This window comes from Nostoc sp. (assembly GCF_036917575.1).
In the GTDB taxonomy this organism is placed as follows: domain Bacteria; phylum Cyanobacteriota; class Cyanobacteriia; order Cyanobacteriales; family Nostocaceae; genus Nostoc.
Genome location: NZ_JBALDC010000070.1, coordinates 110794 through 135791, shown reverse-complemented (window position 1 = coordinate 135791; position 24998 = coordinate 110794). Strand labels below are relative to the sequence as shown.

Below are 24998 nucleotides of genomic sequence, written 5' to 3'. Positions count from 1 at the left end.
CTATTACTCGGTGGAGGTGTGAAGATGAAGTGGGTAAACTTACACCAGTTTGTCGTAACTACATTTATTTTAGCGCTGCATTAACACCATTTAACAGCGGTAGTTCCAAACTTACGCAGCTTTGGACTTTTGATTTTAATCAAACCCTATGGGTACAAGAGTAGTATTAAGCTATTGAGTATTCCATCATTTGAGTAAATACTTAAATACTCCCCAGTCTAAGTAAGTTCGCCTTTGCGAATAACCAGACTCAGAATGTAAATTGCTCAGTGCAAAATACGTCGATTCCACAACAAACTGAAAAAGCGAATACCAGAAACCCTAACTAGACTAAAACCCAACGAGAAACTTAACTATAATCGCCTTGACAATATCAAAGTGAGGGCTTTTCTTTTGCAAAATAGCCAGTCAGGCGTCCCAGTGAAGCTAGTTTGTTCTTTAAAACAGGAAATTGCGAGGTTTTTACGTTTATAACTTTGTTTTGTCACTCTCGGAAAACAATAATCGAACGTGGACTCGCGATCGCAACGCTATCTATCGGCAATCCAAAATCCAAAATTGCTTGACTGACTTGAACAGTTTTACAAGCAAGCCTACTTTGGTTGCTCAGACACCAGTCTTAAGGATCAATTTAAGGCGAAGGTAGGGTCGTTCAGTGCTAATCTGAAAGGTGACATTGCTTAATTTTATGTCTTCTCCGATCTTAATCTGAAATCTAGCTTCACTCATTAGGCGCAGCATGGTAACAACCGCAGAAAAAACAAACATTGGTTACATTACCCAAATCATTGGCCCAGTTGTAGACGTTAAATTTCCCAGCGGGAAATTGCCACAAATCTACAACGCTTTGAAAATCGTTGGCACCAACGAAGCTGCACAGGAAATCAACATCACCGTTGAAGTACAGCAACTGCTGGGCGACAACCAGGTGCGAACTGTTGCGATGAGTTCTACCGAAGGCTTAGTCCGCGGTTTTGAAGTCACCGATACAGGCGCTCCCATCAACGTACCAGTTGGTAAAGCCACTTTGGGCCGGATTTTCAACGTCCTTGGCGAACCTGTGGACAACAGGGGCCCTGTAAATGCTGAGGCAAGTTTACCCATCCACCGCTCTGCTCCCAAATTCACCGACCTGGAAACCAAACCTTCCGTGTTTGAGACTGGGATTAAAGTTGTTGACCTTCTGACTCCCTATCGACGCGGCGGTAAGATTGGTCTATTTGGCGGTGCTGGTGTTGGTAAAACCGTGATCATGATGGAGTTGATCAACAACATCGCTACTCAGCACGGTGGAGTATCCGTTTTTGCTGGCGTGGGTGAACGCACCCGTGAAGGCAATGACCTTTACAACGAAATGATTGAGTCTGGGGTTATCAACAAAGACAACCTCAACGAATCAAAAATTGCTCTAGTTTACGGTCAAATGAACGAGCCACCCGGAGCCAGAATGCGGGTTGGTCTATCGGGATTGACAGTAGCAGAATACTTCCGGGATGTAAACAAGCAGGATGTGCTGCTGTTTATTGATAACATTTTCCGGTTTGTACAAGCAGGTTCAGAAGTATCGGCGCTGTTGGGTCGGATGCCTTCTGCGGTAGGATATCAGCCTACATTGGGAACCGACGTGGGTGAACTGCAAGAGCGGATTACCTCGACTACAGAGGGTTCAATTACCTCCATTCAAGCAGTGTACGTACCTGCGGATGACCTTACCGACCCCGCACCTGCTACCACCTTCGCCCACTTGGATGGGACAACTGTACTATCGCGCGGTTTGGCAGCTAAGGGAATTTATCCCGCAGTTGACCCCCTTGGTTCGACTTCCACCATGCTTCAACCCAACATTGTTGGTGATGAACACTATAATACGGCGCGGGCGGTGCAATCAACTCTGCAACGTTATAAAGAACTTCAAGACATTATCGCCATTCTTGGTTTAGATGAATTGTCTGAAGAAGACCGTCTGATCGTGGCACGGGCCCGAAAAGTTGAGCGTTTCTTGTCTCAGCCGTTCTTTGTAGCAGAAGTATTCACCGGTTCTCCTGGTAAGTACGTGAAGTTGGAAGACACCATTAAAGGGTTCCAAAAGATTCTGTCTGGTGAGTTAGATGCTCTGCCAGAACAGGCTTTCTACTTGGTTGGCGATATTAACGAAGCGATCGCTAAAGCTGACAAAATCAAAGGTTAGTCATTAGTCATTGGTCATTGGTCATTAGTCATTGGTCATTGGTCATTAGTCATTAGTTCAACTGCTAATGACTAATGGCAATTACGAAAGACAAAACGATAAATGACAAACAACAAAGGACAAATGACAAACAACAAAGGACAAAGGACAAATGACATTAACCGTTCGTGTAATTTCCCCAGATAAAACAGTCTGGGATGCGCCGGCTGAAGAGATAGTTTTGCCTAGCACTACTGGTCAACTAGGTATTTTAACCGGACACGCACCACTTTTGACAGCTCTAGATACAGGTGTGATGCGAGTTCGTGGCGCTAAAAATCAGAATTGGGAAGCGATCGCTCTTTTGGGTGGCTTTGCCGAAGTCGAAGAAAATGAAGTGACAATTCTGGTTAACGGCGCTGAACGTGGCGACAAAATTAACCTTGATGAAGCTCGTACTGCTTACAATCAAGCAGAAACACGTCTAAGTCAAGTTTCCGCAGACGATCGCCAAGCTCAAATTCAGGCAACTCAAGCCTTTAAACGCGCCCGCGCTCGGTTTCAAGCGGCTGGTGGTTCGGTCTAATTTAACTTTCTATTTCAACTTTGTAGGTTGGGGAATGCCCAACCTACAAATGATTTATTAAATTTTAAAAAAATTACATCAAGTTTAAGAAATTGAGCCAAGCCTTAGTGAAGTGTTAACTTAGCTAATTAGTTGCCCAGATGGGCACAAATTATGAAAAGGTTTTCATTTCTACTTAGTACTTGTAAACAAAATAAGGTAGCTCGTTTTGCAGCATCTGTCGTAGCAACTTTAGCGATCGCTGCGCCAGTGTCTTTGACGAACGTTGGAAGTATTCACTTTGCCAATGCGGCTCCTGTAAAAACTACTTCTGCATCAGTCCAGCTAAATCAGACCAAACCAAATATTTCCCAGTTACAAATTAGCAGGACTCAATATCAAGCTGCTGGAATTGATCCTTTTGTATTAATCCCCATCGTCCTTGTTGGGGGTTTAGTTATATTTGTCCCCCTATTCTTTGGTGGGCTTGTAGTAATTGGTGAGCGTGAAGTCGGTATTGTAGTTAGAAAATTTACCCTTTCCGGGCGGGGACTCCCGGCGGGGAGTTTGATTGCCCTCAACGGCGAAGCTGGCTTGCAAGCAGATACTTTAGCTCCTGGCTGGCATTGGGGCTATTGGCCTTGGCAGTATTCTGTAAAAAAAGAGCCGATAGTTGCCGTTCCCCAAGGGGAAATCGCTTTGATTGTGGCAGCAGATGGTCAACCCAACCCACCAGAGCGGATTTTGGGTAAAATTGTCAGTTGTGACAACTTCCAAGATGCTCGAAAATTCCTTGCCCAAGGTGGGGAAAAAGGACGCCAAATGGGTTTTCTTACAGCTGGTACGTACCGGATTAATACTGCCCTGTTTAAAGTCATCGTAGCAACAAATGCCAGCGCTCATGGTATGACTCCAGAACATTTGCAGGTGTACAGTCTGGCATCTGACAAAGTTGGCATTGTCACCACCTTAGATGGTTTACCAATCTCCGCCGGTGAACTTGCAGGGCCGATAATTGAGGGACACGACAACTTCCAAAATGGTCAAAAATTTATTGATGGCGGTGGACGGCGAGGTTTACAAGAACAGACTTTGCTTTCGGGTTCTTGGAACTTGAATCCTTGGTTTGTCCAGGTTGAGCAAGTACCGATGACAGAAATTCCGATTGGGTATGTGGGTGTGGTAATTTCTTTCGTGGGTAAAGCACATCAAGATGTTAGTGGTGCAGCTTTCACCCACGGTAACTTAGTGAATCCTGGACATAAGGGTGTGTGGGTCGAACCGCTATATCCTGGTAAGCACCCGATTAATTCCCGAATCATGAAGATGGAACTCGTGCCAACGACTAACATTGTATTAAATTGGTCAGATCGTACCGAACGTCACAGCTATGACGCTCAACTGGCTTCTTTAACAGTGCGATCGCGTGATGGGTTTGCCTTTGATTTGGAAGTAGCGCAAATTATCCATGTGGGTGCTTTAGATGCTCCGAAGGTAATATCTCGCGTTGGTGCAATGCAAAATTTGGTAGACCATGTATTAGAACCAACTATTGGTAATTATTTCCGTAACTCAGCCCAAGATTATACTGTACTAGACTTTCTCACCGCTCGCAGCGAACGACAATCTGAGGCTGCTGAGTATATTAAAACAGCATTACGGGCTTATGACGTGCAAGCGATCGACACTTTGATTGGTGATATTCAGCCACCAGCGTCATTAATGCAGACACAGACAGACCGGAAAATTGCCGAAGAAGAACGCAAGACTTATGAAGTCCAGCAGATGGCGCAAACCCAACGGCAGCAACTTGTCCGGGAAACGGCACTCGCTGATATCCAGCAAGAAATGGTAAAATCAGAGCAGAGTGTGCATATTGCTGACCTGAAAGCCCAAGCCCAAATCAAAGAGGCGAACGGTGAAGCCGAGGGGACGAAACTCCGGTCAATTGCTGAGGCTGAAGGTATTCGGGCCACAGGTAACGCCAAAGCTGAAACCTACCGCGCTGGTGTGGAAGCTTTGGGGTCACAAGGTTATACAGCAATGCAGCTGATGCAGATTATTGGCGATCGCAATGTCCGCTTGATTCCAGATGTCTTAGTTGGCAGTAATGGTAGCAATAATGGTTTAGTGGATGGGCTACTATCCTTGATTTTATGGAATCAAACTGGTAAGGGTGAATTGACACCAACACCTTTGCATCCACAACCAGTAGTTACCAAAGCACAACCAACCACAGAAAACGGTCATCCACCTATAGTTGTGAATTTTCCTGTAGATAAGTAACATCAGGAACATGAAGTAGGGGCATAACATTGTTGTGCCCTTACAAGAAACAAACGGCAATATCTTATTGTGAGCATTTTGCCCACCTTGTAGGTAGAGAAATTTTGCTTTTACAAGAACGTTATCGTTTAATCAAGCAGATTGGTAAAGGAGGATTCTGTAAAACCTTCCTCGCTGTAGACGAAGCTCAGTTTCCTCCAGTTCCTTGCGTCCTTCAAGAATTATCGCCAGAATACGAGACTTCTATTACTTTTCAGCAAAAGGCGCAACAGCTAGAAGAATTAGGAAAGCATCCGCAAATTCCTGCATTATTAAATTATTTTCAGCAGAACGGGCATTTTTATTTAGTGCAGGAGTTTATTGCAGGCACTAATTTAGCTCAGGTGGTTGAGGAAGAAGGCGCTTTTAATGAAACTCAGATTTGGCAACTTTTAGAAGATGTGTTGCCAGTTTTTCAGTTTCTTAGCGATCGCCACATCATCCACCGCGATATTAAACCCCAAAATATCATCCGTAGATCCCCAATTAGTAAAAAGGGAGATTTCGTCATAGTCGATTTTACGACTGCGAAAATCGTCACACAAATCGATTGGCTAACATCACAAACCAGTATCGGCAGTCCAGAATACGCTGCACCAGAACAAACCAAGGGGAAATCCGTTTTTGCTAGTGATTTATATAGCTTGGGTGTAACTTGTATTTACTTACTTACGCAGATTTCTCCCTTTGATTTATTTGATATTGCTAACGATTGTTGGGTTTGGCAACAATATCTTACTGCTAAGGTAGGCGATGTCTGGCGACAAGACTCAAAGAGTCTACGCTTGGCGCAAATTCTCGACAAGCTGCTGCAAAATGCTATTAACCGTCGCTTTCAATCAGCTGACGAAGTTATGCAAGCAATGGGTATGGAATATAAAACTCAAAATTTGAAATTACCAAATCCTCCTTGGCGATGCTTGCATACCTTAACTGAACATTCTGGGATATTGAGTAGTGTGAATGCTCTTGCCATTAGTCCTGACGGTTATACTTTAGCCAGTGCTAGCGATCGCAAAAACATCAAATTGTGGGATTTAAATACTAAAAAAGTTTTAGCTAGCTTATCAGGACATACCCAAGCTGTAAAATCAGTTACCTTCAGTCCAAATGGTCAAATTCTGGCAACTGCTAGCGATGATAAAACGATCAAATTGTGGCAAGTTGAGACATTAGAGCAAATCTGCACCCTCTTGGGACACGCACACGCTGTAAAATCAGTTGCTTTCAGTCCAGATGGGCAGATTCTCGCTAGTGGTAGCTGGGATAAGACAATCAAACTTTGGGATGTCAATACTGGCAAAGAAATTTGCACCATAGCTGCACACCAATTAAAGGTAAATTCAGTGGCATTTAGTCCCCAAGGACAGCTTTTAGCCAGCGCTAGTTATGACAGAACAATTCGTTTGTGGCAGATACCTGCATTAGGAAGAGGCAGGGGAGCAGAAAGTAGGGAGCAGGGGGATATAAATAGTGCTGAGTTAAAAGACCACTCACAAGGGGCAGAGGACATTCCCCCTTTCTCCTTGCCCCCTGCACCCTTGCCTCTTGTTCAAAACCGCCCATGCTATAGCTTGTTAAGCACCCTTTCAGGTCATACATGGGCGGTTTTGACAGTCGCTTTTAGTCCTGATGGTCAAATTTTAGCGACGGGTAGTGATGATAACACTATTAAATTGTGGGAAGTAAACACTGGTCAGCTAATTTGCACACTTGTAGGCCATTCTTGGTCTGTGGTCGCTGTGGCTTTTACTGCCGATGGCAAAACCCTCCTAAGTGCAAGTTGCGACAAAACAGTTAAACTTTGGAGAGTAAGCACAGCAGAAGAGATTGTTACTCTCTCTGGTCATGTAGACTCAGTATCTGCTGTTGCTGTAAGCAAAGTTACACAATTAATTGCAAGTGGTAGCCGGGACAAGACTATCAAACTGTGGCAGCTTGTAGAACAGGACAATAGCTAATTTTGTAATATCAAGCGCTACCTGTGAAGGCAACTTCTGGAAATTTCAACTGAGCTTCTGCCATTGGACGGTTTCTACCTTCCTCTTGCCAGTAGTTAATCACTTCTGTTGCTTTATTAAGCAACTCGACACGATCTACGTCAGTAATCCAATGTTTGGACTCTAATTCCTTTTTTAACTCTTCCCAGGCATCATTTCTGGGCCAAAAAAAGTACTTAGTCAAGGGACTTGTGCCTTTGCCGACAATTTGATCGACTGCTAGAGCAACGTTTTCGTCTAACCACAGAATTTTCAAAATAAACTTGGTCAATCACACCTCCGGGAATTTCCGGGCATTACTTAACTAGGATAGCGATCGCTTATTTTAACGCAATACCCTATCAAATGACCAAACAGTGATTGAGAATTGGCTACCATAAGGTTTAGTCGGCGCGAACTAAAGATGCTTATGACTGCCCAACTGCCGCAATCTCAAACAACATCTAGTTCAGATTTGTATAAGCAAGACTTTTATCTGTGGATTCAAATCACGGCAGAACTGCTTAAACAAGGTCGGCTTACAGAACTGGACTTAGAGAATTTGATTGATGAAATTGAAACAATCGGCAGGAGTGAAAAGAAAGCACTCAGAAGCAATTTGGAAGTAGTGCTAATGCATCTATTGAAGTATAAATATCAAGCCGAGAAGCGCTCTGGTAGTTGGCGAGCAACAATTCGCGAGCACCGCAAACGCCTCAGACAAGCTCTGGAAGAAAGTCCTAGCCTTAAACCCTATTTTGGTGAGGTTTTCGGGCAGTGTTATGACGATGCTAGACTCTTAGCTGCCGATGAAACTGAATTGGATGTGGCTATCTTCCCTGAACAATCTCCCTTCACGCCAGAGCAAGCCCTCAACCCGGATTTTTTACCTGAGTCATGATCTCACGTTTTATGATCGTGTAAACTCTTTTACTTTTTACCCCATGACTTTCCAAACTTCTAGAAAAGCGATCGTTGTTTTCGATATTGATGGCGTTGTGCGCGATGTTGGCGGTTCCTATCGCCGTGCGATCGCAGATACCGTAGAACATTTTACTACCCAAGCATATCGGCCAACACCACTAGATATTGACCAACTCAAGTCTGAAGGCGTGTGGAATAACGATTGGGAAGCATCGCAAGAATTAATTTACCGCTACTTTGAAACCCAAAAACAGAGCCGCGAACAACTGCAATTAGATTATGGTGCGATCGTTGCCTTTTTTCAATCGCGTTACCGCGGCCCAGACCCAAATAATTTTACTGGGTATATCTGTAATGAACCCTTATTATTACAACCTAGCTATCTAGAACAACTTACCCAAGCTGGCATTGCTTGGGGATTTTTTAGCGGTGCGACTCGTGGTTCAGCTAACTACATTTTGGAAAAGCGTTTGGGCTTAAAATCTCCAGTATTGATTGCGATGGAAGATGCGCCAGGTAAACCAGACCCCACTGGACTTTTTGCGACAGTTCGTGAATTAGAAAATGGAATTGAGCAAAAATCAGCGATCATGTATGTGGGAGATACGGTAGCAGATATGTATACCGTTGAGAAAGCGCGGCGTTTAGATTCTGCTCACCTTTGGATTGGAGTAGGGGTTTTACCGCCCCATGTACAGGAGACAGCAGCCCGTAGTGATGCTTATGGTGAGACACTAAAAGCAGCAGGAGCAGCAGTAGTTTTGCGGAATGTGCAAGAATTAACCCCAAGGCAGATTCAGGAAGTGATAAGTTCATCTGCCCAATCTGTAGTCTAAGATTAATCAAGCTGCGTGTGGATGAATGACTGGCTGATAACAATCTTGCTTTAATCATTGGGAGATTAATAGAAATGTCTGCACTTAAACTGCCTAACGGTCCTCAAACTCACCCTTGGGTACAAACATTTCAATGGCTAATTAACCCATTGGAATACATGGAAGCCTGTGCTAAACAGTATGGTGATATCTTTACCCTTCAGCTTGGACAAAATGTTCCTCCTCAAGTTTTCATTAGCAATCCCCAGGCGATTCAGCAGATTTTTACTACAGATCCAAAACAGTTAGATTCTGGTGAATCAGCAGGGATTAAATCGCCTTTATTAGGACGTCAATCACTACTAGCTCTAGAAGGTAAGCCTCATCAGCGCCAACGAAAGTTATTGACACCCCCTTTACATGGAGAAAGAATGCTAGCTTATGGTGATTTAATCCGCGACATTACTGAGCAAGTGACTAATCAGTGGCAGGTTGGAGAAACCTTTGCAGTTCTACCATCAATGCAAGCAATCTCTTTTGAAGTAATTTTGAAGGCTGTATTTGGTCTAGAAGATGGGGTACGTTACGAGAAACTTAATAAACTTTTAATTGCAATCCTAAATCCCAAAATTCCTATTTTAAGAACAATTCTGCTTCTTTTTCCATCAATGCGACAGGATTTAGGAGCGTGGAGTCCTTGGGGGAAATACTTGCGTTTACGGCAGCAAATCGATCAACTTATCTACGCCCAGATTCAAGAACGCAAAGCACAACCCGATCCATCTCGGACTGATATTCTATCTTTAATGATGGCTGCTCGTGATGAAGGGGGAAAGCCGATGACAGACTTGGAATTACGCGATGAGTTGATGACCCTATTAGTGGCGGGTCACGAAACTACTGCAACTACCTTATCATGGGCGCTGTACTGGATTCATCATCTGCCCCAAGTGCGGGAAAAACTGCTGCAAGAATTAGAGAAGTTGGGTGAACAACCAGATCCAAACGCTATTTTTCGATTGCCTTATTTGAATGCTGTCTGTTCTGAAACACTACGCCTTTACCCAGTGGCGATATCGGCACTAAATCGAGTCGTCAAATCACCGTTACAAATTGGGGAATACAAGTTTGAGCCTGGGACTGTGCTAATTCCCTCTATTTATTTGACCCATCATCGAGAAGATTTATATCCTCAGTCAAAGCAATTTAAGCCAGAGCGTTTTCTGGAACGGCAATTTTCTCCCTATGAATATTTACCCTTTGGTGGCGGGAACCGTCGCTGTATTGGAATGGCATTTGCCTTGTTTGAGATGAAATTGGTGTTGGCGACAGTGCTATCTCACTGGGACATGGAACTACCAGATAGCAAACCAGTGCAGGCAGTACGTAAGGGTTTGCTATTTAGCCCAGCAGGTGGTGTGAAGATGGTGGTAAAGGGGAAGCGTCTTCAAAATCAGCCCATTATCGAGACTAGCTTTAGTTTAACTTGAAGAGTTTTAGATACCTTATATCACTTACGTAAGGCATATAAGTTGTAAGTGTCGGAACCCTCTTTAAAGGGTTCTTGCTTCACTGTAACCTTGCTCAAACCGTATTTTTTAAGTAGCTCTGTAATTCTTTTAACTCGATTATCCAAATCGTGTACTTCTACAACGACTTGCTTAATCTTTGGCCAATCTTGCTCCTCAATACCTAAAAGCACATCTAACTCGCTTCGTTCCACATCTACTTTTAGCAAGTCAATTTTCTGAACATCATACTCACGGATCATTTGTGATACAGTTTTCAATTGACAAGTGACTTGTTCTACTTGAAAAGCTTTCTCCAATTTGTAATCGAGAATAAGCGATCGCAAAAACAACGGCAACCAACGAAGCCAACGGACTTGACTTGGTGCATCTTTGAGATTACGTAAAATAGCATTCTTAAACTTATCTCGTTGCTGTTTTGAACCATCAGGATAAGCGCTAGACAATGCTGTAGCGTTAGGATAGTAAGCAAACTTCATTGTTTTAGATTCCTGTGAAAGCCCACAGGGAAACACTTTAATTTTTTCTGGTTCAAAGCGTTGGGCATTAGCTTGTAAAACATCAAAAATGGCAGGAATAGGCTCAAATGCGTAAATATTCACATTTGTTTTACACAGATGAAATACCCATAATGTGAATAAACCAATATTTGCACCCACATCAAATACGGTGTCACCTTCATGTAACTCAATCCCGTATCGAAAATACTCCTGGATTTGCCTATAAATAATCGGTACTTCCTTTTTGCGGATGCAAAATATTTTCATGCCATTAGGAAGCGTATTTTCTGGAATTAAAGTTGCCATCAAATATATGACTCCTATTTGATTTTTGAAATCCACCTAGTGGCGTGGCAAGCTTAAAATGCTGAATTAAATTTTGCCAACACCCCGATGAATGTTGGGTTTCGTTCCTCAAACGCCACTTGCTTCTCCCCTTGGGAGAAGCTGCGCGTAGCTTGCTTCCCCGAAGGGGTACAAGCCGGGGAACCCGTCCAACGCAGTGGCTCCCCAACCTACATTTAATGCACTATTTTAACCTTGCAACGCCACTACAAGACTACTGAGATTTTTTCAAAAACAATTTTTACAATTCCTACATGTACAATATTTTATTACTGCTGTGTTTGAGCCAAGACAGGCTTGCCAGTAGAAATAACCTGCTCAATAATCTCAGCAGATCGACTTACCCCGCCAGCAGCGAGAGTAGCTGCTTGTAATCTCAGGGCATTCTGTTTATAAGATTCTTCTGTCAACACCCGCTTGATCGCATTTTTCAATCTAGGAACATTCAGTTTCTTGAGGGTGACAAGCTCACCCGCCCCTGTCCAAGCAATCCGCGCTGCTACTCCTGGCTGGTCATTGGCGACTGGAATTGCCACCATTGGCACTCCTTTTTTGAGACATTCCATTGTTGTATTCATTCCCGCATGAGTAATCATCAGGGTGGCTTTTTCCAGCACTTCTAATTGAGGTGCATATTCAACTACTAAAGGATTTCCTGCCAAGTTTGGTAGTGATTCTGGTTTAGCAGAACCTCCCAGAGAAATTACTAACTGAGCATCCAAATCTTCACAAGCTGAAGCAATAGTCTGAAAAACCCAAATCAGCCGATTTTGTAATGTTCCCATCGAAGCGTAAATTAACGGTTTCCCCGTCAATTTTTCATAAGGGAAAGAAACAGGTGCTCGATTGGCTGAAGTATGGAAACTTCCGGTGAAATGGAACCAAGGAGCTAATTCTTCCCTGGGAAATTCAAACTCAGCAGGTGCATTACTTATTTGAGCCAGTGGAGAGTAGCCATCTTTAAGATTAGAGTACAAGGGTAATTTCCACTCTCGACGATATTCATTTAGCAAATCTTCAAGTGGTTTGACGACGCTGTTAAGTAACGTGTAACCCATTTGGTTGCGTAAGCGTGCCCACGCAGCTGGGCTATAGTTCCAAGTTGTGAAAAAAGGAGGAACGCTAGGTTCTCGATTCAGTACTACAGCACTGCACACAGTGATGAAAGGAATTTTCAGAAACTCTGCAATTGTTCCTCCTTCTATAGAACTTTGGTTTATTAGCAACGCTTCTACACCTGCTGCTTTAATTAATGCTGGGGCATCTTGGAGCGTCACAGATGAAATACGCTTCAGCAAATCAATAGTGTACCGAAATGCAGCCAATCCCCTCAGTTGACCTAACTTGCCAAAGGTTTCTGCTGTTGAACCAGGGACAAAATCTTTTTCACCAATTGTTTGAAATTCTATTCCTGCTGCTAGTGCTTTCGGTTGAGTATCGAGTGTTCCGAAAAGGGTGACGCGATGCCCACGCCGTTGAAGTTCTTGCCCCAAGGGAAGCATAGTGTTGAGGGGGCCAGTTGCTGCACCAGGACAGATGATGCCAAAATGAGTCACAATCAATACCTCTACTTGATTTTCAAGAACTTATCTAAGGCTGATACCATACTGGGCGGCCAACGGCGGATATTTGTTACCCAGTTAATGTCCTTATAACGGCTATCTAGTCCGTAAGCTGCAACCCAGTTACTTTCGGCTTCGCCTTGTTCTCCATTTACCCAATATGCAGCTGTGAGAGCGGCACGTACATCAGCAAATTTAGAGTATTTACGGGCAATATTTCGCATTTCCCGGATTGCTTGCTCTTTTTGACCAGTTTCATAAAGAGCGAGGGCGTAGTTAGCACGAGCAAAAGCAAAATTCGGAGCAATCTCATTAGATTTCTTGTAGTCTGCGATCGCCAAATCCCATTTTCCCAAACCTGCTGTAGCATTACCACGATTGTTATACGCCATTGCATCGTTAGGATCGAGTTCTAGAACGCGATTGTAATCTGCGATCGCATCATCCCATTTTCCCATTCCTTCCAACGCCGCCCCCCGATTCAAGTAAGGATCGGTAACATTCGGCGCTAATTCTATAGCTTTGTTATAATCTGCGATCGCCTCTTGTAACTTATTCTGGCTCACCCGCGAATTTCCCCGGTTACTCCACGCCCCCGCATTTGTGGGAAATTGCTCAATAATCTTTGTCCAGTAAGTTTCAGCCGTCGCAAAATCACCTTGATTCGTCGCTGCAAACGCTTGATTTGCCCACTCATCACCTTGTCTTAACTGTTCTTGAGTAATGGGCGGCTGAGATTGTGCCATAACTGGTGTACCCCAGCCAAATACAAATAACAGACTGAGAAAAATACCAATCAACTTAATCATCTAGGTTTACCTAATTTGTCATTTGTCATTTGTCATTTGTCATTAAGAATGGAGCAAAGGAATGGAGTTCAAAGACTCATTAACGAGTTATCAATACCCAATGCCCCATGCCCTCCAAGAGTGCTGAGTGGGGCAGAGGGGGAGAATAACTCTTAACTCCTAACTCAGTACTCAGCACGGGCTAAACGCCCCGTTGACGCTAACAGCACTCAGCACTGTTTTGCCCAATGCCCATAATTACAATAATGACAACTGTTCATTAGGCGGCGTGAATCCCAAATGCTTATATGCTGCCTTTGTCGCCATCCTACCGCGATGAGTCCGAGTTAAATACCCAATCTGCATGAGGTAAGGTTCGTACACCTCTTCAATTGTTTGAGTATCTTCACCCGTTGCTGCTGCCATTGTTTCTAATCCCACTGGACCGCCGTTAAATTGTTCAATTATCACACTTAGCATCTGGCGGTCTGTCCAATCTAAACCGCAAGGATCTACTTGGAATAGTTGCAATGCTTCGGATGCAATGTTTTCATTAATATTACCAGATATTTTCACTTCCGCATAATCACGTACACGCTTCAGTAACCTATTAGCAATACGTGGTGTTCCGCGTGAACGACGGGCAATTTCTGTAGCGCCATCTTCTGTAATAGGGGTTTTGAGTAATTGAGCAGTTCGCAGTACAATTTTAGTCAGTTCGTCAACTTCGTAAAATCGGAGTTTTTGAATTAAACCAAAGCGATCGCGCAGTGGTGAAGTCAAAGCACCAACACGGGTTGTAGCCCCAACTAGGGTAAACTTTGATAGCGGCAAACTTCTAATCCGAGCGCTGGAACCCTTACCAATGGTAATATCTAAGCGATAATCTTCCATTGCCGGATAGAGAATTTCCTCCGTCATCCGCGAGAGGCGATGAATTTCATCTACAAATAAGATATCTCCAGGTTTCATGTTCACCAGTAGCCCGACAATATCTCGTGGACGTTCTAAGGCTGGCGCACTGGTAATTTTGTAATTTACCCCCATTTCGGATGCTAAAATCATTGCCATTGTGGTTTTGCCCAATCCTGGCGGCCCATACAGCAGCAAGTGATCCAGCACTTCACCACGAGACTTGGCTGCTTTAATGGCAATATCTAGAACATCCTTTAAATCTTTTTGCCCAATGTAATCAGCAAATCGGTGTGGTCGAATACCTTCTTCTTGCTGTTCTTGCTCATCAATAGCAGCTTCAGGCTTCAAAATATTTTCTGTGGATGGTGCTTTCGCCGACTCTTGACGCTGCTTTGGTTCTTTGTTAGGTTCTGGAGGCTGTTTTTTCGAGGAGATTATCGCCATAATTCAGCTATTTAATAAGGGGACTGGGGACTGGGGAGTTGGGACTGGGGAGTTGGGAGTGGAAAGACAAGGGGACAAGGGGACAAGGGAGAATTATGAACAAGTTTCTTTCTTGTCTTTTATCTCTTCGTCGTCTACCTTGTCTGTTCTCCATGCCTAATGCCCGTGAAAATTTTCGTTTGATAATACCCGCGCCAATTTAAAATTTAAATTCCGGTCAATTACCCAGAAGTACAAAAATTATTATGTTATCTAAAAGAATTTTACCGTGCTTAGATGTGAAGGCGGGACGGGTTGTAAAAGGAGTTAACTTTGTTAATCTCCAAGATGCAGGCGATCCGGTAGAACTGGCCAAGGTTTACAACGAAGCCGGTGCTGATGAGTTAGTATTTCTGGATATTACAGCTACTCATGAAGACCGAGCTACAATTTTAGATGTGGTCTACCGAACTGCTGAACAGGTCTTTATTCCATTGACTGTAGGTGGTGGCATTCAATCCTTAGAAAATGTTAAAGCTTTGTTACGAGCAGGCGCAGATAAGGTTAGTATTAATTCTGCGGCAGTGCGGGAACCAGACTTGATTAATCGGGCAAGCGATCGCTTTGGTAATCAGTGCATAGTTGTTGCTATTGATGCCAGACGCAGAAATAACCCGGAGAATCCAGGTTGGGATGTGTATGTGCGGGGTGGCAGAGAAAATACAGGCTTAGATGCCCTATTGTGGGCACAGGAAGTTGAAAAACGGGGGGCCGGAGAACTGCTAGTCACAAGTATGGATGCTGATGGAACCCAAGCTGGGTATGACATTGAAATCACACGGGCAATTGCCGATGCTGTGGAAATTCCAGTTATTGCTTCTGGTGGTGCAGGTAATTGTGAACATATCTACACTGCCCTAACTGAAGGCAAAGCTGAAGCCGCATTACTCGCCTCACTGTTACATTACGGACACTTAAGTGTAGCAGAAATTAAAAGTTACTTGCGCGATCGCAACGTGCCAGTCAGAACATTCTGTTGATCCACTATTTTCCATTTAATGACATCTATCTTAGGTTAGACACACTTACCAAAAAGGATGTTAAGATTATTTTACAAGTATTAACAAATATTAAGAAATATGTTGCTTCCTATTTTACTTTTTGATGTAGCCCTGGTAGCGTGGTCGCTGCACTTAATGGAAAAGGCTTATGAGAGTAAAGAATTTTCTCTAATGTTGGCTGGTACATTGGTTGCTTTGGCTGCTGCTGCCATGTTAGTAGTTTACTTTTTGATGGGGCATTGTATGACCTATTTGTTGCAAGTATCCTAGAAAGTGCTGAGTGCCAAAGGAGATATTTAAAATTTAGCTTTCAGAAAGAGTTTGACAAAGTAATAATTAATTAAGTAATTATACATAATTTATTTTAAAGGTTTATAGTGCAGGTGGTAACGCAACTGTACATTTACAAATTAGATGTCGCAATCGATTTCGGCGTTTGAGTAAGGATTATGAGTTTTAGACAGAGCTAAAGAGTTAAGTGAAGCAATGATTTATGGCTGATTGATTCCTCTGATGGTAAAGTAAATGGCATCTTAAACTTTTCTTAACAAATTAACTCTCAGGACAAATACGGCTAACCAAACCTTATTTATACATCACTTTTTGAGTTTTACTTTGTGAAGTAATTCATCTTTAATCCGGTTAAGAATTGAAGTTTCATCCAAGTTTGCCAAAATCCGATTAATCACTGCTTTTGGCCCATCAGGTCCCCAAGTTGCGCCATTGGCTAAATAAACTTTGGTAACTTGTCCAATCCCGTAAGAAGAAACACCAGCTACTCCTCCTTGGGTGATTGCTACCGATATATAAGGACCTAGCGCAATACCACCCGTAGCGGTTGCAGAGATTCCAAGTAAAGTTTTTAATCCACTCAAGCCTAAATTTGCTAACAATTCACTAGCACCGATGCCACCCATACTCAGGGCGATTTTTTGTAGCAATTGTATAGCCCCAGCTTCTGTCATAGAGAAGCCATAGAGTTTAGATAAACCCAAAATCAGAGCAATATCAATTACTACACTACTGAGAATATCTACCACAGTTACGGGATTAAGTGCGATCGCTAATGCCTTAGTCATTACAGCTTTCCAAATCAACTGATTGGCATTCCGTTCCCGAATCATCAGTTTTCGCTCTATCAACTGCTCATTTACAATATCGGCATAAAGCATAGTATTGAGGGCAACCAAGGCTTTACCCTCACGATGCAGAATTTCCAATATTTTCAGCTTCAGTTCCTCGACTTGGGCATTCCCTGTACGTAACTGTATGCCCCTCGTACCATCAGGGCGACGAATTGCCGTCTTCACCAATGGCGATGCCGCAGCCATAACAATTTCTAAAGGTGTGAGTAATTCCCGCACCCTTTCATCTCGGATTTTGTGATAAATTGCCATCCGGTCTGCTTCTGGATACTGGTCTACTTTGTTAAACACCAAAATGATTGGTTTACCTGCTTCCCGCAACTGAGAAAGGGCAGCGTATTCTAGCTTTGTCATATCACCAGATATCACAAACAGAATCAAATCCGCTTGTTTTGCAATCTGTTCAGCTAAGGCGGCGCGGGTTGCACCATCTACTTCATCTAACCCAGGAGTATCAATTAATTCCACCTGGGATTGACCTACACCAGGGAGAGTGACACGCAAAGTACGTTCACTTTCCCCAATCGCCTCCTCACTAATACTCCAATTAACTCTTTGTGCAGCACGGGTAACACCGTGCAGCGGCCCAGTTTCAAATACCGTTTGCCCAACCAAAGCATTGAGTAGCGAAGACTTACCACGTCCCACCATGCCAAAAGCCGCAATCTGCACCACCATGCGGTCTAACTTTCCCAGCATGATTTCCAAATCAGCAATTTCTGCCTCCAATCCGGTTTTTTCCTGGGGAGTAAGGTCGAGATTTGCTACCAAGTTTCGTAACGCTGTTTGTGCTTGTTTATAGTTTAATTCTGTCTGAATGTCTTCAAAACTGAAAATAGCACTATCCAATTCTTCCTCCCAGCTGAGAGAATTTGCGTCAGTATTAGCAGAATCGCTTTGATCAGGTTCAGGCACGGGCAATGTCGAAGTCATATAAATTTGAGATTTGAAATTTGGGATTTTTAAATTAGCCCTGTCTCTTATCCTAGTTATTTTTAACAGAGGTTTGTGAAGATGAGGGAGCAAAGACAAGGTGACAAGTTTTTCCTCCGAAGTTCTGAGCGCTGGCTTACAGCGCTCAGACTTCTCAAGAGTCTCCAATTTTCAAGAGTCCCCTTGTCCTCTTCCCCATGCCCAATTCCAAATTCCCAGTGAATAATGACTAACAAAAAGTCATAAACTGAAAAATGCATCTAAATAACTCGTTAGGATCTTGACTAAATTAACTGTGCGGAAAATCGTTATTGCCGGCAACTGGAAAATGTTCAAAACCCAGGCAGATACCCAGGAGTTTTTACAAGGATTTCTGCCTCACTTAGAGCAAACCCCCCAAGGGCGAGAAGTGATATTATGCCCTCCGTTCACTGATTTAAGTGTTCTGTCTAAGAGTTTGCACGGTAGCCTTATCCAACTGGGGGCACAAAATGTCCATTGGGAAGAATATGGAGCCTATACAGGTGAGATTTCTGGCCCAATGCTGACAGAACTTGGTGTACGCTTTGTGATTGTCGGTCATAGCGAACGACGGCAATACTTTTGTGAAACGGACGCCACCGTTAATCTACGCCTCCGAACTGCTCAAAGGTTTGGTTTGACCCCGATTCTCTGTGTTGGCGAAACTAAACAACAACGAGATGCGGGAGAAACTGAATCACTGATTTCTCTCCAACTTGACAAAGGCTTGGTAGATATTGATCAGGATAATTTGGTGATTGCATACGAACCGATTTGGGCGATTGGTACTGGTGATACTTGTGAAGTAACGGAGGCAAATCGGATAATTGGCTTAATTCGTAGCCAGTTGACAAATCCAAATGTATCAATTCAATATGGTGGCTCTGTTAAGCCGAATAATATTGATGAGATCATGGCTCAACCAGAAATTGATGGTGTTTTAGTCGGAGGAGCAAGTTTGGAAGCAGAGAGTTTCGCTCGAATTGTGAATTTTCAGTCACTATAATGTGCTTTCTTCTCGTTCCCATGCTCTGCATGGGAATGCCTAATGTAGATTTATGTTAAGGAACTTGATAATTCGGGGACGCTGTTTCGAGTGGGGACAGCGCACTTATTTAATGGGGATTTTGAATGTAACGCCCGATAGCTTTAGTGATGGGGGTGAGTTTAACACTACCTCTACCGCTTTAGTTCAGGCGCAAGCACTGGTAGCTGCTGGTGCTGACATCATCGATGTGGGCGGTCAATCAACTCGACCAGGGGCAAAGCAAATAACTCTGGCAGAGGAACTTGACCGGGTACTATCGGTATTACAGGTGCTAAGACCAGAAATTTCAGTCCCGATTTCTGTAGATACAACCCGTGCTGCTGTAGCCCAAGCATCTGTAGCAGCTGGAGCAGATATTATTAATGATATTTCTGGCGGCACTTTTGACTCAGAAATGTTGCCAATAGTCGCAGAATTAGGTGTGCCGATGATTTTAATGCACATCCGGGGAACACCACAAACAATGCAACAACAGACTGACTATCAAGATTTGCTCAGTGAGATTTATAGTTTTTTGGCTTGGCAAATTCAGGCAGCAACTACTGCGGGCATTGACCTGGATAAAATTATTATCGATCCTGGTATTGGTTTTGCTAAAAACTATGAGCAAAATTTAGAAATTTTTCGCGGCTTGCGATCGCTCGCACCACTCAACTGTCCTATCTTGGTAGGAGCATCTCGTAAAAATTTTATTGGTCGCATTTTAAATCAACCAGATCCCAAAGCACGAGTTTGGGGAACGGCAGCAGCTTGTTGTGCTGCTATTTTTAATGGCGCTGATATCCTCCGAGTTCACGATGTTCAAGAAATGCGTGATGTTTCACTAGTAGCTGATGCCCTATTGAGACAAGTTATACAGCATGACTCTTAAGGATTACCGTTCTCGAATTTTTTGCCGTTACCTTCTTGATTTCCTGACTCAGCTATCAACTCCTGAAACATTTCACTTGAGTTAGCTGGGTCTACAAAGACAATTTTGGCATTACTGCTCTCACCAAGTTTTTGGCTGGCATCTACGTAATCTTGAGCTACAAGATACCGCAGAATGTCCCTACTGTCGGGGTTGGAACGTAGAGCTTGAGAAATGATTTGCACTGAAGCCATAGTTCCTTCTGCTTTTTTAATCGCAGCTTCCTTTTCCCCTTCTGCTTCGGTAATCAGTGCCCGTTTTTTGATGACGGCGGCTTGTTCCTCTTCCCTAGACTTTCGCACACTCTCAGGTAGAGTAATTTTCTGAATATCTAACCGGAGTATATCAACTCCCCAATCTGCCGTTACACTATTCAACTGGTCTAAGATGGCTGAGTCCATCTCTGCTCTAGAGACGTTGGTCTGCTCTAAAGTATTCTGAGCAATGATTTCTCGCAGCGTGGTTGTGGTTATCTGTGTCAATGCCCCTTGCAGATCCTCAATCGCATAAAAGCTTTTTTCAATATCTCTGATGCGCCAATACACAATAGCGTCCACTTCCACGTAAATATTATCATAGGTGATCACATTCTGAGGTTTGATGTCTAAAATTTGCTCTCGTGTAGTATCTTCCATCACAATCCGATCGACCAAGGGAACAATAAAGTTCAGCCCCGGTTTAAGTTTTCGATGATACCGCCCTAAGCGTTCGACTAAAGCTTCATTTCCTTGATTAATCAGTTTTGCAGAACCTAATGCATAACCTATAAGGGCTAAAACTATAGCAATAATTGGCTCCATGTATGCTCCTATTCAGCTTTGGGGAGAATTTAATGTCAAAGATATGCTACTAGCTTGTCATATCTTTGAGTTTAATGTTTTGAGTCTGTAATTTTATCAACACCAGCAGCGATGTCGAGTCACTGCAAGTTTTGTACATATTCTGTAAGTGAGACTGCTTTGCAGAATACGTAGAAGCTCTGCTTCTTGTCGTCAGACATCGCTATTAAAGCACCTTGATAAAACCCTGGCAAGGACTAATTGATGTAATCAACATTACCGATAAGGGGAAAAGGGGTCTTGGGTTTGAGGTAAAGGGAAAGAATTAAAAACTTTTCCCTACGGGTATAAAGCCCCTCTTTTTAAAGATGGAGAGCAAAAAAGAAGATTTTTGAGATACGCAGTACGATAAAAATCAGCGTCCATACTTGAAACCCCTGCTTTGAAGTTGCTGGTTCCTTTTCCCCTTTCCCCTTTCCCCCTTCCCCCTCTTCTTCATTTGTACTGGCATTTTCAGACAGCCGGAATTTCTATTACGTATATTTACGTAGATTAAATTAATTACAGGTAAAATTTTGCATGATTTTAAAAACACCACTATAATCGGATAAAAATTGGCTTGGGCCATTAAAAATATCAAAATATTATGGGCAGGTTGTTAATCAAACTTATAGGTTTAATTCTACTTTTGACAGGATTGTACTTTTTTGGTCAAAACATCATATTTGTTAGCGGTTACTATTCATATTTTTATCGTAGCTTACCTGCTACAGCTTCAGTTTTGGCAACGATGATAGGTATATTTGCATTAGTCTTTTTTCAAAGAGAAACTGGTAACTTGGGATGGATTTTTCTTGGTATTGGCATAGTACTAGTTTTCTTAAGCGGTGGAGTTATTTTAATGCCAACTAGCTTATGGAATTTCATAATTGCTTTTACGGCATTAGCATCTGGATATAAATTACTAAATGAGGGCAGAATCAACTTCTAAAATCTGTTTTTATCATGTATCTTATTGAAACACTGAGAGAAAAACGCAAACGTAAGGCAGTGGCAGCTAGACGCACAAGACGTTCTAAATAAACCTATTTGATATAATATCGGCGTTGCTTGAGGTTATGGAAAACAAGCAATAGCAAAAGCGCCATTATTCTATACAAACATTAAGCAAAATCTGCCGCACCGCTAATTAGGGTGTAAATCAATTGCTTTTCCTATACGCAGAGCGCGTTAGAGGCTTTATCTTGGTTAAATAGAGTAAGCTAAAATCGCTGCCTATCAACCAAAATAAGCGCCTTTAAACATCGGTAGCTTTCTTTAATAAGCTGATACACTATTCATCCAGCCCTAAGATTCAGAATTATTAATGGTGCGGCTATTACAAACATTCATTGCCTTTTCTACTCCCTGTTTAAGACTTAGTTCAATACACTCAACTACGAACTTTAGTACAAGAGACATCTGCTGATTTTCGGCAGCAGAAAATCGCCCCAGCACATGAGAGATAGCACCGGAATCATCGTTATTAGCTGCATCTTTGGGTTTACCAATACCGATTCGTAAACGAGGAAAATTTTGGCTACTAAGATGTGCGATCGCACTTTTCATACCGTTATGTCCCCCAGCCGAACCAGATAAACGTAAACGAGTTTTTCCCAAGGGCAAATCCATATCGTCATAAATCACCAATACTGACTCAGCCGGCAATTTATACCAACTTGTCGCCGCTTGTATTGCTTGTCCTGAGCGATTCATATAAGTTAACGGCTTTAGCAAGCGAATCTTACCTCCACCTGGGGCGATACCCTCGCCATACTCACCTTGAAACTTGCGGTTTTCCGTTAAGGAAATGCGCCAAGAACGCGAGAGAGTTTCTAAAGCAGCAAAACCGATATTATGGCGTGTTTGATCATACTTAGCTTCTGGATTCCCTAACCCGACGATTAGTTGTGGAATTACCAAAGCTGGTTGCGTAACAGCTTCTGTCATTTTGTCTACAGTCAATTGATATTCATCACTCTTCTAGTACAATGTCTAAGCTAGTAATGAAGGGTTTGTAGTAAGCACTAAAGTGTTTAGAAAATAAAAACTAAAGTCCTTACTACGAATTTGACAGACTACTAGCTAGGTTGGGAAGAACTAGCGGTATCCTGCTCAGATTTAGCAGCGTGGATTTGCTTAGGTTCCAATTCAGCAGTAGTCTTTACAACTTCTTCTAACTGTTCTGCTTCTTTTTGAAACTCGTTTTGAAACTCCTTAGAAGCTTCTTGGAAACTACGAATTGTTTTGCCCACACTCCGACCAATTTCTGGCAGCTTCTTTGGGCCAAAGATTAATAGCGCCACTACCATAATTACAGCCATTTCCGGCAGACCGATACCAAATATATTCATTTTTTGTCTCCTGTAAACTATAAAACTACTACAGAAACTCACATATATAGTTAGTCTAGTAGGAAATCGCAACTCACAAAAAAACCCGGAAAAACCGGGTGTAACTTAACTTGTTATCCAAACTCGCTCGCTGTGTATGTATTAGCGTCCTAAACTGCGCCAATCGACAAATACATCCTGAACCAACAGTGATTTATTGTAAAGTTGCAGAATAATCAGCAGAAAAACAAAAAATAGCGCTATAAAAACAGCCATTACAGGGGTAGTACCCCAACCTGGAGCCACTTTCCCATACTCAGAGTTCAGTGGTTTCAGGATATCTCCCAACCTAGTCCTTTGTGCCATAGTTCACCTAAGATTACTTGCCAAAGCTTTTTTTAATCTTCTGTAATATTCTATAAGAATAGCACTCATCATCTATCTCTCAATTATGGAACCCGCAATAGTTCTTAGCATTTCTATGGCTGCCGTGGTAATTGCCATCACTGGAGTCTCGATTTATACCTCCTTTGGCCCTCCTAGCAAGGAATTGAACGATCCGTTCGATGACCACGAAGATTAAAAAAGTCATATCATGTCCGCAGCGTAAATTTTTGGTGCGATATCTACGATGGGCTAGGCCTACGTAGACAAGCATTGCTGTTGCTTGTCGGGGTTGCCTCTATGAGCAACTGGCGTGTGGGGTGAAATGATTATGGCAATCATAACTAATTACCCAGACATGATATTTGAAGTGCGTTACGGCTCAAGCCGTAACGCACACTACTTTGGATGTTTTTTAATCGAAAGTCCCTAATGGGTTGCCACTACCTCTCCTTCCAAGCGAACGAGTCGGTCTGCCAAAAGTTTCTCAAGGTCTTCTAGCGCCTTGGTGAAACCTTTAATACCTTCGTCTAGTTTGTCAGTTGCCATGCGGTCAGCAGCGTGCATCTTGTCATAGCTGGCTTTGTCAATGGATATCTTTTCGATTGACAAGTTTGCTACCTTCGCAGGGTCAAGTTTGCGTGGCAGTTCTCCAATGGTTGCTTGCAATTCAGCCAAAAGCGACGGTGAAATGGTCAGCAAATCACTACCTGCAAGTTCAGTAATTTCACCAAGGTTACGGAAACTAGCTCCCATAACTTCGGTTTTATAGCCAAATTTCTTGTAGTAGTTGTAGATTTTGGTGACAGACAAAACACCTGGATCTTCGGCTGCTGGGTAGCTATCGCGTCCGGTATCTTTTTTATGCCAGTCGAGAATCCGACCAACGAAAGGAGAAATTAGGGTAACACCAGCATCTGCACAGGCGATCGCTTGGTGAATACCAAATAACAAGGTAAGGTTACAGTGAATACCTTCTTTTTGCAGAATTTCTGCTGCGCGAATGCCTTCCCAGGTGCTGGCAATTTTAATTAAAACGCGATCGCGGCCAATCCCGGCAGCTTTATACTGGGCAATTAATTCCCGTGCTTTGGTAATGGTAGCTTCGGTATCGTAAGACAAGCGAGCATCCACTTCTGTAGATACGCGACCGGGAATGATTTGTAAAATCTTTAATCCAAAGGCAACTGCTAGACGGTCAAAAGCTAAAGAAACTATCTGTGTTTGGGTAGCTTTAGCTCCAGCATCTTTCTTTGCCTGGAGTAAAGTTTGATCGACAACTTCCTGATATTCTGGCATTTGCGCCGCAGCAGTAATCAGAGAAGGATTGGTGGTGGCATCTTGGGGTTTGAACTTTTCAATTGCCTGGATATCTCCCGTATCCGCAACCACTACAGTCATTTTCCGCAATTGTTCCAGTAAACTCTTGGACATAAAATACTCCGTGATGAATGTTACAGGATTTACTTAATTCCCCAGTTGTTTAAACTCTAGATTATTCCTTCAAT

Annotated in this window: 25 protein-coding genes; 14 read left to right on the top strand and 11 right to left on the bottom strand. The window is 42.9% G+C overall.

Features of this window, described 5'->3' with window-relative positions:
* Nucleotides 1-739 precede the first annotated feature (739 nt).
* From atpD to V7K79_RS20325, 4 genes are all read left to right on the top strand, one after another.
* Entirely contained in the window at nucleotides 740-2188 is a 1449-nt protein-coding gene (gene atpD, locus V7K79_RS20340) for a F0F1 ATP synthase subunit beta (RefSeq protein ID WP_335049793.1), read from the top strand.
* Between the two features lie 151 nt (nucleotides 2189-2339).
* On the top strand, nucleotides 2340-2753 hold the full coding sequence (atpC, locus tag V7K79_RS20335) for an ATP synthase F1 subunit epsilon (protein WP_335049791.1): 414 nt from the start codon (nucleotides 2340-2342) through the stop codon (nucleotides 2751-2753).
* A gap of 153 nt (nucleotides 2754-2906) precedes the next feature.
* Nucleotides 2907-5018 carry an SPFH domain-containing protein gene (locus tag V7K79_RS20330; protein ID WP_335049789.1) on the top strand — a complete coding sequence of 704 codons (2112 nt, stop codon included), beginning with the start codon at nucleotides 2907-2909 and terminating at the stop codon, nucleotides 5016-5018.
* Between the two features lie 104 nt (nucleotides 5019-5122).
* A complete protein-coding gene (locus V7K79_RS20325; protein WP_335049787.1) occupies nucleotides 5123-7018 on the top strand; it encodes a serine/threonine-protein kinase in 1896 nt (631 codons plus the stop codon).
* 10 nt (nucleotides 7019-7028) lie between these two features.
* On the opposite strand, the gene V7K79_RS20320 is transcribed toward V7K79_RS20325, so the two are convergent.
* Nucleotides 7029-7328 carry a 30S ribosomal protein PSRP-3 gene (locus V7K79_RS20320; protein WP_069071048.1) on the bottom strand — a complete coding sequence of 100 codons (300 nt, stop codon included), beginning with the start codon at nucleotides 7326-7328 and terminating at the stop codon, nucleotides 7029-7031.
* 138 nt (nucleotides 7329-7466) lie between these two features.
* On the opposite strand from V7K79_RS20320, the gene V7K79_RS20315 reads away from it, so the two are divergent.
* From V7K79_RS20315 to V7K79_RS20305, 3 genes are all read left to right on the top strand, one after another.
* Nucleotides 7467-7937 (top strand): DUF29 domain-containing protein, encoded by a 471-nt coding sequence (locus tag V7K79_RS20315; RefSeq protein ID WP_335049785.1) that lies wholly within the window; start codon nucleotides 7467-7469, stop codon nucleotides 7935-7937.
* A gap of 43 nt (nucleotides 7938-7980) precedes the next feature.
* Nucleotides 7981-8796, top strand: a complete 816-nt coding sequence (locus V7K79_RS20310) for a TIGR01548 family HAD-type hydrolase (protein ID WP_335049783.1) — start codon at nucleotides 7981-7983, stop codon at nucleotides 8794-8796.
* A 74-nt stretch (nucleotides 8797-8870) separates the two neighbouring features.
* Nucleotides 8871-10265, top strand: coding sequence for a cytochrome P450 (locus V7K79_RS20305; RefSeq protein ID WP_335049781.1), 1395 nt, complete (start codon nucleotides 8871-8873; stop codon nucleotides 10263-10265).
* 20 nt (nucleotides 10266-10285) lie between these two features.
* On the opposite strand, the gene V7K79_RS20300 is transcribed toward V7K79_RS20305, so the two are convergent.
* Nucleotides 10286-11110: an FkbM family methyltransferase gene (locus V7K79_RS20300; RefSeq protein ID WP_335049779.1), complete on the bottom strand. Its 825-nt coding sequence runs from the start codon at nucleotides 11108-11110 to the stop codon at nucleotides 10286-10288.
* Between the two features lie 87 nt (nucleotides 11111-11197).
* On the opposite strand from V7K79_RS20300, the gene V7K79_RS20295 reads away from it, so the two are divergent.
* Nucleotides 11198-11329, top strand: a complete 132-nt coding sequence (locus V7K79_RS20295; protein WP_335049777.1) for a hypothetical protein — start codon at nucleotides 11198-11200, stop codon at nucleotides 11327-11329.
* 89 nt (nucleotides 11330-11418) lie between these two features.
* Here V7K79_RS20295 and V7K79_RS20290 read toward each other — a convergent pair whose 3' ends face one another.
* From V7K79_RS20290 to ruvB, 3 genes are all read right to left on the bottom strand, one after another.
* Complete coding sequence (locus V7K79_RS20290; protein WP_335049776.1) at nucleotides 11419-12705, bottom strand: glycosyltransferase; 1287 nt, start codon at nucleotides 12703-12705, stop codon at nucleotides 11419-11421.
* An 11-nt stretch (nucleotides 12706-12716) separates the two neighbouring features.
* Nucleotides 12717-13520, bottom strand: a complete 804-nt coding sequence (locus V7K79_RS20285) for a tetratricopeptide repeat protein (protein ID WP_335049775.1) — start codon at nucleotides 13518-13520, stop codon at nucleotides 12717-12719.
* Nucleotides 13521-13757: 237 nt separating this feature from the next.
* The gene (gene ruvB / locus V7K79_RS20280; RefSeq protein ID WP_335049774.1) at nucleotides 13758-14858 is read right to left on the bottom strand and encodes a Holliday junction branch migration DNA helicase RuvB; all 1101 of its coding nucleotides are present in this window, start codon (nucleotides 14856-14858) and stop codon (nucleotides 13758-13760) included.
* 245 nt (nucleotides 14859-15103) lie between these two features.
* Between ruvB and hisF the strand changes: the two genes are divergently transcribed.
* Both hisF and V7K79_RS20270 read left to right on the top strand, forming a co-directional pair.
* Complete coding sequence (gene hisF, locus V7K79_RS20275) at nucleotides 15104-15877, top strand: imidazole glycerol phosphate synthase subunit HisF (protein WP_335049773.1); 774 nt, start codon at nucleotides 15104-15106, stop codon at nucleotides 15875-15877.
* A 99-nt stretch (nucleotides 15878-15976) separates the two neighbouring features.
* Nucleotides 15977-16168 (top strand): hypothetical protein, encoded by a 192-nt coding sequence (locus tag V7K79_RS20270; RefSeq protein WP_094348875.1) that lies wholly within the window; start codon nucleotides 15977-15979, stop codon nucleotides 16166-16168.
* Nucleotides 16169-16494: 326 nt separating this feature from the next.
* Here V7K79_RS20270 and V7K79_RS20265 read toward each other — a convergent pair whose 3' ends face one another.
* Complete coding sequence (locus V7K79_RS20265; protein WP_335049772.1) at nucleotides 16495-17976, bottom strand: GTP-binding protein; 1482 nt, start codon at nucleotides 17974-17976, stop codon at nucleotides 16495-16497.
* Nucleotides 17977-18271: 295 nt separating this feature from the next.
* Here V7K79_RS20265 and tpiA point away from each other — a divergent pair, with 295 nt between their 5' ends.
* Both tpiA and folP read left to right on the top strand, forming a co-directional pair.
* Nucleotides 18272-19003 carry a triose-phosphate isomerase gene (gene tpiA, locus V7K79_RS20260; protein WP_335049907.1) on the top strand — a complete coding sequence of 244 codons (732 nt, stop codon included), beginning with the start codon at nucleotides 18272-18274 and terminating at the stop codon, nucleotides 19001-19003.
* A gap of 52 nt (nucleotides 19004-19055) precedes the next feature.
* Nucleotides 19056-19916 carry a dihydropteroate synthase gene (gene folP / locus V7K79_RS20255; protein ID WP_335049771.1) on the top strand — a complete coding sequence of 287 codons (861 nt, stop codon included), beginning with the start codon at nucleotides 19056-19058 and terminating at the stop codon, nucleotides 19914-19916.
* Here folP and V7K79_RS20250 read toward each other — a convergent pair.
* Nucleotides 19913-20755, bottom strand: coding sequence for an SPFH domain-containing protein (locus tag V7K79_RS20250; protein ID WP_335049770.1), 843 nt, complete (start codon nucleotides 20753-20755; stop codon nucleotides 19913-19915). The genes folP and V7K79_RS20250 overlap by 4 nt on opposite strands.
* Before the next feature lie 625 nt (nucleotides 20756-21380).
* On the opposite strand from V7K79_RS20250, the gene V7K79_RS20245 reads away from it, so the two are divergent.
* The gene (locus tag V7K79_RS20245; RefSeq protein ID WP_335049769.1) at nucleotides 21381-21725 is read left to right on the top strand and encodes a hypothetical protein; all 345 of its coding nucleotides are present in this window, start codon (nucleotides 21381-21383) and stop codon (nucleotides 21723-21725) included.
* Between the two features lie 356 nt (nucleotides 21726-22081).
* Here the strand turns inward: V7K79_RS20245 and pth are convergent, their stop codons facing one another.
* The 3 genes from pth to psbH form a co-directional block, all read right to left on the bottom strand.
* Complete coding sequence (gene pth / locus V7K79_RS20240; protein WP_335049768.1) at nucleotides 22082-22723, bottom strand: aminoacyl-tRNA hydrolase; 642 nt, start codon at nucleotides 22721-22723, stop codon at nucleotides 22082-22084.
* Nucleotides 22724-22854: 131 nt separating this feature from the next.
* On the bottom strand, nucleotides 22855-23127 hold the full coding sequence (locus V7K79_RS20235; protein ID WP_335049767.1) for a TatA/E family twin arginine-targeting protein translocase: 273 nt from the start codon (nucleotides 23125-23127) through the stop codon (nucleotides 22855-22857).
* 141 nt (nucleotides 23128-23268) lie between these two features.
* Nucleotides 23269-23472, bottom strand: coding sequence for a photosystem II reaction center phosphoprotein PsbH (gene psbH / locus V7K79_RS20230; protein WP_104905475.1), 204 nt, complete (start codon nucleotides 23470-23472; stop codon nucleotides 23269-23271).
* An 85-nt stretch (nucleotides 23473-23557) separates the two neighbouring features.
* Between psbH and psbN the strand changes: the two genes are divergently transcribed.
* Nucleotides 23558-23689, top strand: a complete 132-nt coding sequence (gene psbN, locus V7K79_RS20225; protein WP_104905474.1) for a photosystem II reaction center protein PsbN — start codon at nucleotides 23558-23560, stop codon at nucleotides 23687-23689.
* Between the two features lie 230 nt (nucleotides 23690-23919).
* Here the strand turns inward: psbN and V7K79_RS20220 are convergent, their stop codons facing one another.
* Nucleotides 23920-24924 (bottom strand): transaldolase, encoded by a 1005-nt coding sequence (locus tag V7K79_RS20220; protein WP_335049766.1) that lies wholly within the window; start codon nucleotides 24922-24924, stop codon nucleotides 23920-23922.
* Between the last annotated feature and the right edge of the window lie 74 nt (nucleotides 24925-24998).